The sequence below is a fragment of the bacterium genome (assembly GCA_040753555.1).
In the GTDB taxonomy this organism is placed as follows: Bacteria; UBA9089; UBA9088; order UBA9088; family UBA9088; genus JBFLYE01.
Window position 1 is genome coordinate 1 of the sequence record JBFMDZ010000060.1, and the last position, 12,398, is coordinate 12,398.

The following is a 12,398-nucleotide window of genomic DNA, read 5'->3' on the forward strand; positions in this document are numbered from 1 at the left end:
TCTTCTTCTATCTTTAAAGGATTTAAGGATGTTTTGCCAGATATTGCGGTATACCTGTAGTTAAAGTATGCTGGACGCCACCAATAACCAAAGAGATATGCCCTAATTATCAACCTTTGATTTGTAGAGTCTATAATTCCATAACCCCAAGAGTTTCTATTATAACCGATTGGTTCTTTTGTATAATTTGTAATGGGTTTATCTTTGGGATAGAGATAAAAGGTGTATCTGTCATACCATCGTCCACCACCCCTTTTTAGTCTCAAATCAATAGAGTTATTGTTTCCCCAGATAGAGAAAACCTCGTTAGAATACCACCAGTTTTTTCGTTCCCTTATTATCCTTATCTCTTTACTTTGTTCACTCTCATAACCTTCTCTGCTTACTACAGTAACCGTGTATCTATAATCACCATAGGGCAAATACCAGACCCAATACCAAGAGTAATTACCCCAGGTTCTTCCTATCTTTACCCCATTTCTGTAGATGTTATAGTAGGCTATGCCGGATTCAGGGTTCTGATCCCAGTGCAGGGTCATACTCGTCATTGACCTCCACCATCTCCACCACCACCAATACCACCACCACCAATAAGAGTTTGTTCTGATCTCGGTGATCTGGAGATTAGTTGGAGAAGAAGGAGGGGATTCTATGGTTAATGTAATAGTGGCTGATACGCTATTTTTTGCCATATCATAAGCGGTAATTACTAGATTCTTCTTTCCCATTGAGACAGAATTGGGGATGGTGTAGGTATAGCTATATGTTCCATTTCCAGAGCCAGACATTGGTTGATTGGATAAGCCACCAATTGGGGATAAATCAATGGTTACTGAGCCAATGCCAGATAGGCTATCTGTTATTAAGGCAGTGAATTTGACATTAGAGCCAGGGCTTGCTGTTCCTGGGATTGCCTTGGGATTTGTAATGGTTGGTGGGGTTAAATCTATGGTTATTCCATCAGAATAGCCTATTGAGCAAAGACCCGCACCATTTATTGCCCTTACAGTAAAATAATAGGTTCTGTCATTGGTTAAGGAAAGACCCACATAGCCTCCTCCTACTGCTTTACCTGCATCTCTGAAATCAAGTGTATCTGTTCCTCCTTCGCTTGTTCCAATCGCATAATAGTATTCTACGCCACTCTCTAGGTCAGAAGAAGACCAATCAGCAGACAATTGGGTTAAGCTTGTATATGTCCCTCTATCTGCAACAATAGGTGTGCTTGGAGGTGTGGTATCTACGGTTATCCCATCAGAATAGCCTATATCAGACCATAATCCCCCATTGTTCCTTGCCTTAACCCCAATGTAATATGTGCCTCCCTGGGTCAGATTTAAGCCACCTACAACTATCTCAGTAATTGTTCCAGAAGATTTCCAATCCAAGACATCATTCTTTCCATAAGATGTTCCCATGCAATATTGATATTCAGCGATCCCTGTCTCTGGATCAACTGATGCACACTGGATATGCAATTGGGTGGTAACTGAGGTGAATCTTCCGCTATCTGTAACAAGAGGAATTGATGGTGGAGTTGGGTCGATGGGTCGGGATTTGTGATAAAGACCATCAGATTCATTCCAGAAAATATAAATATTCTCATCGTCATAATCTGCAGATAAGATGTAATTTAGATACCACTTTGAAAGCCAATCCTTTATGCCAACCTTCTCCTCTTCCCAAGATATACCATCATTACTTCTTTTATGACAAATATAAGTAATTTTTGTTTCAAGCTCATCCCTTTCCCAAATAAGATGGATAGTATTATTGATGAAAAGCATCCTTACATTTGTCATATATTCATTTGGACCAAGAAGTATCTTTGTAGAAGTTCCCCAATTTTCCCCATCCATGCTTTTTCTATACACAATAGGCCGAAGGATTCCTGGACTCAACCATCCAACATAAATTTCTTTTTTATTGGTAGATATAAAATGATTACTTCCTAACCATGGCTCTAATGTGCTTTCATCACAATCACCTCCTGTTTTATTTGCCTTTGTTGATATAGACCTATCTATGTCCCTTTCCCCTAATAAGATAGGTTCATTCCATGTAATTCCAAAATCTGAACTCTTTCTGTAATAAACATATAAGGGATAATATGGATAATCATCAGCAAGCCAGCTAATATGAATACCCTCCTCATTGGAAACAATAAGGGGAGCCCAATGCCTTTTATCTTCTGAAGAAAAGGTTAGTTTTTGTTCATTCTCCCATATACTTCCTTTATTAACACCACAGCGGTAATATATGTTGCTCATCTTCCTAAGCTCGCCTCTTTCTCGACGGTCTTGCCATACCAAATGAACATTATTATTTTTGTCAACCGTTATCCTTGGATGCTCAAGCTCCCTACCCCAATCGTTAATTTTGCCTTCTACCAATATTACTTCGGAATCCCAGTTTATTCCCTCATCTAAACTTCTTCTATATTTAATCACATTTTTACCTATTTCTTTTTGATAAGAACACCATACAATATGAATCTCGCCATTCTTTACAGCTATATCCATAGCATTAGGAGAACTGTAGCTACCTGGAGAATAAACCTTACCTATACTAATTGGATCAATCCAACCTAAACCTTTGTCTATATTCTTTTGATAATATAAATTATTATTGTAAATATCATACCAAAGTAGGTATATTTTGTCTCTTTCTATTGCTAGTTTGAGGTTATCTACATAGGAACTCAATTTTCTTTCTTTACCCCAATATTTGGATATATCCTTGACTATTTTAAATCTCTCTGAGCAAGCCTCCCTTAAAGTTATTCCATTGTTTGCTCCTACCCTTATCTTATAGATACCATCAAGCATTTGATCCGCATCCAATTCATAAACCCCCTCATTTTCTTTTCCTTCAGCAATAGTAGCCCATGTTTTTCCATCATCACCAGAAATGTAGATGTTTATCTTTAAAGGCATTCCAGATGGATCAGATGCTTCCCATCTTATCTTATTTCTTCCTTTCCATATATCTCTAGTCTTAGGAGAAAGAATCTTTATGCTTGGTGTAGAGGGTTTGTTATTAATGGTAAAAACATAGGAATAGCCTTTATCTCCCAATCTTACCACATACCTTGTCCCATTTAATACATTTTTTGTATCCCATCGGTAAACCCCAGAACTTGCCTCTACTGTTGCAATACTTTGCCAGGTGTTTCCTTCATTATAACTATATTCAAGGGAGATATTTCCCGAGAGACCCTGGCCTGACCATCTAATCTCTTTTATCCCAGTTACAACCTCAGCGCTACTTGGTGAAACAAAAGTGGCAGATAAAGCACCACTTTGTCTTGTAAAGAGTTTGCTTCCTATTTCACTATCATTAACATAAAGATAATAACCGTGAAGCCCAGATACCTGATTTCCATCATTATCCCTTCCATCCCAAAATGCCGCCTTGCCTGGAGCAATATAAGAATCTGCTTTTTTATAACCAAGATTTAATGTTTTCCTCAATGGATAGGGAAAATAGGCTTTGTAAATCTTTATCTTAACATTCCCGTCTGAGGAAAGGGTAAAGGGTATCCATACACCAGAGTCAAAGGGATTTGGATAAGCGGACAATAACTGGGTTGAAAGAGGGGTGTTGTCAATCGTGAATACGCCGTCAGAGGTATCACTCATCATATAAATTCCATCATTGGCATTAACATTAATTCTATAATTATTTCCATTTTTAGCCCTTTGGGTATCAAATTTTATGGTCGTAGTAATTGTCCCTGGTCCAATCCCTTCCATAGTAATAATGTAAAGGCAGGGTGTATCTTCTCCTTTCCATAATTCAACTGTTATCGTTAAAGGCTCATCATCTGCGGTGATAAAGACAATATCCTGCTCTCCCTTTAATACCTCCCCTCCATTGGGTGAGATAACCCTAACATAGGGAGGTGTGCCTGTTCCCTTTATTGTGGTAAAGGTAAGGTTTTCACCCTGCCTTGTATTCCCTGCATAATCGGTTGATTTTACCCTATAGTTATATGTATTTTCGGGTAAAAGGTTCTCAAGGTCTACGCTATGGCTTGTTGTTCCAGAAAACCCCCTTGCCATCCTTCCATAATTTGTGGTTAAGCCATACTCAACCTCATTGTTTATGGATAACTCATCTGTTTTCCAGGAGATTTCGGCAAAATTAGCACCAATTTGAGTAGGATTTGGCCCTTCAATAATCAGGGGTGGTCTTTTGTCAATAATGGGGATTATAAAGTTGAAGTAATCTTTATAGTTTCCCTCAACATCACTACAATAAATGTTCGCATTTATATTCCCCTGTTGCTTATCTAATAAAATGTTAAAGGTCGCTCTTCCATTTTCATCCGTCTTTGTGCTTGCACTTATATAGCCAGAAAGCATAACTAATGCATCTTTTAAAGGAGGCATTCCTGTCTCCGAGCTTTCTACTGTTATAATAAGGGGAATTGCTGTTTCATAATTACTATCATCTACCTCAATTGAAGGGGGATCTGCCTCTACAATTATTGGGGTTGCATTTACCCAGTCCATATGCCTAAAGGTTTTTCTTACCTTCCCTAAATACTCAATCTCACCATAGGCATAGAGATAATATGGGGTAGGAGAAACATCAGAAAGGTCAAACTGGATGGATATTTCCTTTTCTTCCCCAGGACAACTAAAGCTTTGCTCAAAGCTTTCTTGAGTAACTGTTCCTTCTGGATAGTCATTGTCTATCTGATATTTGATGGTAATATTTACCTTTACATTCTCTACAGGGTCTCCCAAGTTTTTAAGGGTTAAAACATATGTTATTGGCCCTTTGTCAATATTCTTGGTGTTGAAAAATTTGCCAGATTTATCAATGATATAGTCAAGGTTATTAGAATCAAGGCCTGGCTTATTGTTGTCAAAATGCTTAATCAAGCCAGAAACCTTCATAATGGTGGCAGGAAATAGGTATTTGGCTAATTTCTCTACCCTAATGTTGTCTACATCGCTTTCCCAATAAAGCCTTGCATAAGCCTTACCTTCATTTTCATAATACTCCATCTTTAGATTATAGCTTCCCGAAGAAAGCTCAATATTTCCACGATATTCCCCTGTTCCCCATCCCTTATCGTGCCATTCATCTATAATGCATTCGCTATCTTCCCAAATTCCATTCTTATTTTTATCAATCCATAGCCTTACACCATCATCTGTTTTGGTATAAAAGGTATATTTCCCATTATGGGGAATATTTATACTTGCTGTCCATCTTGCTGAGAAGATGTCTTTGGGAACTGAGCTATCATCCGGTGAACTATCTCCCCACTCAAAGTCAATCTCCTTATCGTTTCTTGTTAAAACCGGTGTTCCGGTAAGGTCTTTATTGTTGTAATAATTAGCACTAAACCCTCCTTCTGGCTTAAGGATTATCTTGGGAATCCACCTCTTAAGGTATTCCTGAGCAGATGTTCCCTTTTCGCTATCCATCTTATAGGTTTTATATCTTCCATTCCCGCTATTGCTTGCTTCATAGACCATATTGATCATATCGTTCACATAAGAGGCAGAGATGCCATTTATATCCAAAGTTGCCTTGCCAAAGGATAAATATGCTGTTTCCTTGAAGAATTCATCAAGGCTATCGTGGGAGGATATTGTATTTGTTGAGTAAGCCTCAGAGGCTTTTTGGGTTGGACACCAATTTTCAAAATAATCCTTTTCATAAAGGGGTATGTTATGGACAATAAGATGGCTATGTGCTGGTGATGTTGTATCCTCTAATAAATGGGCAATCCTTCCTAAGGTATAATAGGCATCATACTTTCTTCCCTTCCTATAGTCTTCTATAGCCATATTCCAGAGCTCTTTTGCCTTCTTTAAAGATGAATCTCGCCGACCATACAAAGGTATTGTAATTCCCAATCCTGTTTCAGGATTATAGAAATGGCTTGTAGTATAAAATTCACCCTCAATTATATCAAGATCCTCACCATCCTCTCCAGGATAGCCTTCAATCTGTGACTCTCCTCCACTTCCCTCAATAACCATATTTCTATAATAGCTTTCCCAATATGTCTCGGAAATAGGATAGTTCCCCGTTGCCCTATAGGTAATAAATTCATGGGTTAACCTGTCCTTACCCTCTGGGCTATGGAGGATACCTATTCCTTTCTTTTTAGCCTTATACACAATTTCTATATTATCAAAAATAGCTTTTGTTCCATTGTCTACACCAAGGGCAATAAATTGGCCTCCCCATCTTGTATCCTCTAAAGAAACCCTATAGTCATCAAGAGAAATCACAATCCCCCTTTGATGCTTAATAATTTTAATCTTATGCCAATTACTATCCAGGATAGAAATAGGTATCTCCTCTAAGGTGGTAAAAGAACCTCTGTATCCCCTTAATGAATCCTCCCTTAGCTTCTCAATCAATAACTTCTCTCCCAGGCTTATTCTATACCCTCCATTAGAAAGAAAGATAAAGGTTCTATTTCCTTCCTCAATCTTTACCTTTGTCTTTAAGAGATATTCCTCCCTTTCTAGGTTCCTTTCAAGAAGAAAAAATCCTCCCCTGCTTTTTAAACAAAGCCTTTCACCTTCAGGAGAGAATCTTCCATCTCCTAAAGGATACCAATCACTATGCCCCATTCCCATAACCCCAAATACCAAAGCCAAGATAAGCTTTTTCATTTTTTATGCACCTCCTATTTTATTACCCCTATCTTTCCAAAGGCTTTATTGCCTGAGGGGTCTTTAATTACATAGATATAGACACCACTTGCTATATCCTTTATCTCCCAAATAGCCAAGCCATCAAGTTCTCCATCATCTTCTTCTTTTATGGTTTTTATCAATTCCCCTACAATGTTGTAAATATCAATTGTTGCCTTAGGAGGCAATCTTTTCTCCTTGTTAATTGGATCGCCAAAAGTAATCTTTGTATGGTTATAAGGGGGATAGGCTTTAAAGGGATTAGGGAAAATAGTGATTTCTCTTACAGAAGAAGGTAGGGCTATTCTTTTAAACTTCTGGATGCGATCGTTGTAAGTATCAGCAACATAGACATAGCCAGAGGGGTCTATAGCGATGCCACAAGGGGAATTAAACTGTCCACAGAAAGACCCCTTTCTTCCCCATCTGGTTACAAAGTTTCCTGTGGATGTGAATTTCTGAATGCGATGGTTCCAAGTATCAGCAACATAGACATAGCCAGAGGGGTCTATAGCGATGCCATAGGGCATATCGAATTCTCCTTCAAAAGAACCCCACCTTCCAAATTTAGTTACAAAGCTACCTTGGGAGGTAAACTTCTGGATGTCCCGCCTGAGTACATCAACAACATAGACATAGCCAAAAAGGTCTATTGCAATTCCACAGGGATACACAAATTGTCCATCGGAAGAACCATAAGTACCCCATTTTGCTGTAAAGCTTCCCTGAGGGGTAAATTTTTGAATGCGATAGTTAAATGTATCAGCAACATAGATATAGCCTGAAGGGTCTATGGCAATACCCACCGGATAGATAAACTGACCACTAGAGGTCCCATAACTACCCCACTTGGTTATAAGGTTACCATCTGATGTAAACTTTTGAATGCGATGGTTTAATCTATCAGCAACATAAACATAACTCCCCTGGTCTATGGCGATGCCCTCCGGGGAATAAAACTGACCATCAAGATAGCCTAACATTCCCCACCTAACTGTAAAGCTGCCATTAGATGTGAATTTCTGGATACGATGGTTCTCTGTATCAGCAACATAGACATTTCCATTATTGTCTATGGCAATGCTAAAGGGATTAAGCCATCCGCTAAAAGAGCCTTCGGGACCCAATTTGGCTACAAAACTACCATCTGATGTAAACTTTTGAATGCGATTGTTATAGGTATCCGCAACATAAACATAGCCAGATAAGTCTGTGGCAATACCGTAAGGATACTGAAACCGACCGTCTAAATAATTACTCACCATCCCCCACTTAGTTGTAAAGCTGCCATTAGATGTGAATTTCTGGATACGATGGTTATTTGTATCAGCAACATAGATGTAGCCAGATGAATCTATTGCAACACCACATGGATGATCAAACTGCCCATTAGAAGCGCCTACCCCCCCCCATTTTGCTGTAAAGCTTCCATCTTCTGTGAACTTTTGGATGCGATCGTTCCAAGTATCAGCCACATAGACATAGCCATTATTGTCTACGGCAATGCCATACGGGTATTCAAATTGTCCATTTTCAGTGCCAAAGGTTCCCCATTTAAGGGTAAAGCTACCATTGGATGTAAACTTTTGGATGCGGTAGTTTCCTGAATCAGCAACATAGACATTTCCTTCGTTGTCTGTTGCAATGCCACAAGGATTCACAAATTGTCCATCGGAAGAACCATAAGTACCCCATTTTGCTGTAAAGCTTCCCTCTAGAGTAAATTTTTGGATGCGACAGTTTCCTGAATCAGCCACATAGACATAGCCAGATGAGTCTACAATCCCACGAGGCGAGTCAAATTGACCACTAGAGGTACCAAAACTTCCCCATTTGGTTATAAGAATACCTGTGGATGTGAATTTCTGGATACGATGGTTATTTGTATCAGCAACATAGATAGTTTCCTCTTTATCTATAACTATTCCCCACGGAAAGTTAAATTCTGCCTTAGAAGAAGCCTTCCCTTCTTCCCATTTGTCCACAAACTCATAATACTCCTCGGGATAGCCTAGATAGGCAAGAAATACAAAAATCATTCCCAAAAAGCATACCTTCATCTTATTAAGCAAATTTTAAAATAAAAAGCTTATCTTAGCAAGGATTATTATTCTTTCAGCAACCCCAAATAGCAAAGCTAAAATAAGCTTCTTCATTTTTTATGCACCTCCTATTTTATTATTCCAATCTTGCCCGTTATTTTCTCACCAGCAGGATTGGTAATTAGATAGATATATACACCACTAGCAAGTGGTTCATTTCTTACCTCCCATTCTTTATATCCTCCATCACTTGGGGTAACCATAATTGTCTTTAACAATTCCCCGGCAATATTATATATCCTAATCGTTGCCTCTTTGGTTAATTTTTTTTCTGCATCTGTTGGATGTCCAAACTTAATCTTTGTGTGGTTATAAGGGGGATAAGACCTAAAGGGATTAGGGTAAACCGGAATCCCTTTTTTTAAATAAGAAGCCGCTATTCTCTTTATAAACTTCTGGATGCGGTGATTCTCTGCATCAGCAACATAGATATAGCCAGATGAGTCTATTGCAATATCACTAAGGCGATTAAACTGCCCATTAGAGGTGCCATATTCCCCCCATTTTGTTATAAAGCTTCCATCTTTTGTGAATTTCTGGATGCGGTAATTCCATATATCAGTAACATAAATGTAATCAGATGAATCTATTGCAATATCACATGGAGACTTAAAGTTTCCATTAGAGGTGCCATATTCCCCCCATTTTGTTATAAAACCTCCATTTTGTGTGAATTTCTGGATGCGGCAATTAAATGTATCAGCCACATAGACATAGCCAAATGAATCTATTGCAACACCGGATGGAGATATAAACTGCCCATTAGAGGTGCCATATTCCCCCCATTTTGTTATAAAGTCTCCATTTTGTGTGAATTTCTGGATGCGGCTATTGCCAAAATCAGCAACATAGACATAGCCAAAGGGGTTTATTGCAATATCACATGGATGAATAAACTGCCCATTAGAAGAGCCTCCCCCCCCCCATTTTGCTGTGAAGCTTCCATTTTGTGTGAATTTCTGAATGCAGTGATTCTCTGCATCAACAACATACACATAGCCAGATGAGTCTATTGCAATACCACATGGATACTTAAACTGCCCATTAGAGGTGCCATATTCTCCCCATTTTGCAATAAAGCTTCCTTGCGGGGTGAATTTCTGGATGCGGCAATTGCGTCCATCAGCAACATAGATATAGTTTGATGGATCTATTGCTATCCCAACAGGATACTTAAACTGCCCATTAGAGGTGCCATATTCTCCCCATTTCCCCACAAACTCATAGTACTCCTCTGAATAGCCTAGAGAGGCAATAAATACAAAAATCATTCCCAAAAAGCATACCCTCATCTTATTAAGCAAATTTTAAAATAAAAAGCTTATCTTAGCAAGAATTATTCTTTCAGCAACCCCAAACACTAAAGCCAAAATAAGCTTTTTCATTTTTTATACACCTCCTATTTTATTATTCCAATCTTGCCAAATATTCTTTCACCCGCAGGATTGGTAATTAGATAGATATATACACCACTAGCAAGTGGTTCATTTTTTACATCCCATTCTTTCCTTCCTCCATCGTTTATATCAAATTTTATCTCTTTTGTTATTTCTCCTTTTATGTTGTATATCTCAATTATACCATTTTCTGGCAATTTATCAAATGTAATCTTTGTGTGGTTATAAAAAGGCTTAAAAGGATTGGGATAAACCACTATCTTTCTTGAGGATAAAGAGGAAGGTTTTTCTATCTTCTTAAATTTTTGAATGCGATTATTTTCTGAATCAGCAACATATACATAGCCAGAGGAGTCTACAGCGATGCCCCAGGGCCTAAAAAACTGTCCATTAGAAGTTCCCCTATTTCCCCATTTTGTTGTAAAGGTGCCATCAGAGGTAAATTTTTGGATGCGATGATTATCTGTATCAGCAACATAGACATAGCCAGAGGAGTCTACAGCGATGCCACAGGGCCAGAAAAACTGCCCATTAGAAGTCCCTATGCCCCCCCATTTGGTTATAAAGCTTCCATCCGATGTAAATTTTTGGATGCGATTATTGTAAGTATCAGCAACATAGACATAGCCAGAGGAGTCTACAGCGATGCCCCCTGGCCTAAGAAACTGCCCATTAGATGAACCCCATTTCCCCCATTTTGTTATAAAGGTGCCATCAGAGGTAAATTTTTGGATGCGATTATTGTAAGGATCAGCAACATATACATTTCCATTATTGTCTACGGCAATAGCACAAGGCCAAATGAACTGTCCATTTTCAGTTCCACAGCTTCCCCATGTGAGAGTAAAGCTTCCATCCGATGTAAATTTTTGGATGCGATGATTATCTGTATCAGCAATATAGATATTTCTCTCATTATCTATGGCTATACCACGGGGATAGTTAAACTGCCTATTTCCCCTTCCATAACTACCCCACTTGAAAGTAAAGCTTCCATTCCCTGTGAATTTTTGAATACGATGATTTCCTGAATCAGCAACATAGAGATTTATTTTATTGTCTATTGCTATCCCAAAAAGGAGATTAAACTTTCCATTTTTAGCATCTTCAGTATCATACCCCCCCCAGGTTGTTATAAATTTACCATTTGAGGTAAACTTTTGAACGCGGTTATTATCTGTATCAGCAACATAAACATTTCCTTCATTATCTGTGGCAATACTCATAGGACTGTCAAACGTTCCCTCCCAGTTTCCATAACTCCCCCATCGGAGAGTAAAACTTCCATTTGAGGTGAATTTCTGGATGCAGTCATTACCTGAATCAGCAACATAGAGATTTTCCTTATTATCTATGGCTATACCCCGGGGATTTTTAAACTGTCCATTTTCACTTCCATAGCTTCCCCATGTGAGAGTAAAGCTTCCATCCGATGTAAATTTTTGGATGCGATGATTATCTGTATCAGCAATATAGATATTTCTCTCATTATCTATGGCTATACCCCGGGGATTTTTAAACTGTCCATTTTCACTTCCATAGCTTCCCCATGTGAGAGTAAAGCTTCCATCCGATGTAAATTTTTGGATGCGATGATTATCTGTATCAGCAATATAGATATTTCTCTCATTATCTATGGCTATACCCCGGGGATTTTTAAACTGTCCATTTTCAGTTCCATAATAACCTTCCCATTTGGCGATAAAACTACCATTAGAGCTAAACTTTTCAATGGAATAGTAAGAATATCCATTGAGAACATAAATATTTCCTTCATTATCTACAGCTATAGCCCATGGGTAGTAAAGGTATCTATTTTTATCTTCACGATTTCCCCATGTAGTTATAAAACTACCGTTAGAGGTAAATTTCTGGATGCGGTGATTGAATGTATCAGCAACATAAACATTTCCTTCATTGTCTACAGTTACTCCATAGGGATTATTGAATCCTATCTTTCCAAACCCTCCCCACATATCTACAAACTCATAATACTCCTCGGGATAGCCTAGATAGGCAAGAAATATAAAAATCATTCCCAAAAAGCATACCTTCATCTCAAAGCAAATTTTAAAATAAAAAGCTTATCTTAGCAAGGATTATTATTCTTTCAGCAATCCCAAATAACAAAGCTAAAATAAGCTTCTTTGAAAATATATGTTGGGGGGCACGCCCCAAGAACAGCAGGTTAAACTAAAACCGATCCTCCCTCGCTTTCGCTTAAGAAG

4 protein-coding genes are annotated in these 12,398 nt (G+C 38.4%); all 4 read right to left on the reverse strand.

Annotated elements, in window-relative coordinates:
* A partial coding sequence (locus tag AB1630_06445; protein ID MEW6103438.1) for a PA14 domain-containing protein occupies positions 1-6,650 on the reverse strand: 6,650 nt, incomplete at its 3' end.
* Positions 6,651-6,664: 14 nt separating this feature from the next.
* Positions 6,665-8,710, reverse strand: coding sequence for a hypothetical protein (locus AB1630_06450; protein ID MEW6103439.1), 2,046 nt, complete (start codon positions 8,708-8,710; stop codon positions 6,665-6,667).
* 131 nt (positions 8,711-8,841) lie between these two features.
* Positions 8,842-10,044 (reverse strand): 6-bladed beta-propeller, encoded by a 1,203-nt coding sequence (locus AB1630_06455; GenBank protein ID MEW6103440.1) that lies wholly within the window; start codon positions 10,042-10,044, stop codon positions 8,842-8,844.
* A gap of 128 nt (positions 10,045-10,172) precedes the next feature.
* Entirely contained in the window at positions 10,173-12,206 is a 2,034-nt protein-coding gene (locus AB1630_06460; protein MEW6103441.1) for a 6-bladed beta-propeller, read from the reverse strand.
* Positions 12,207-12,398 lie beyond the last annotated feature (192 nt).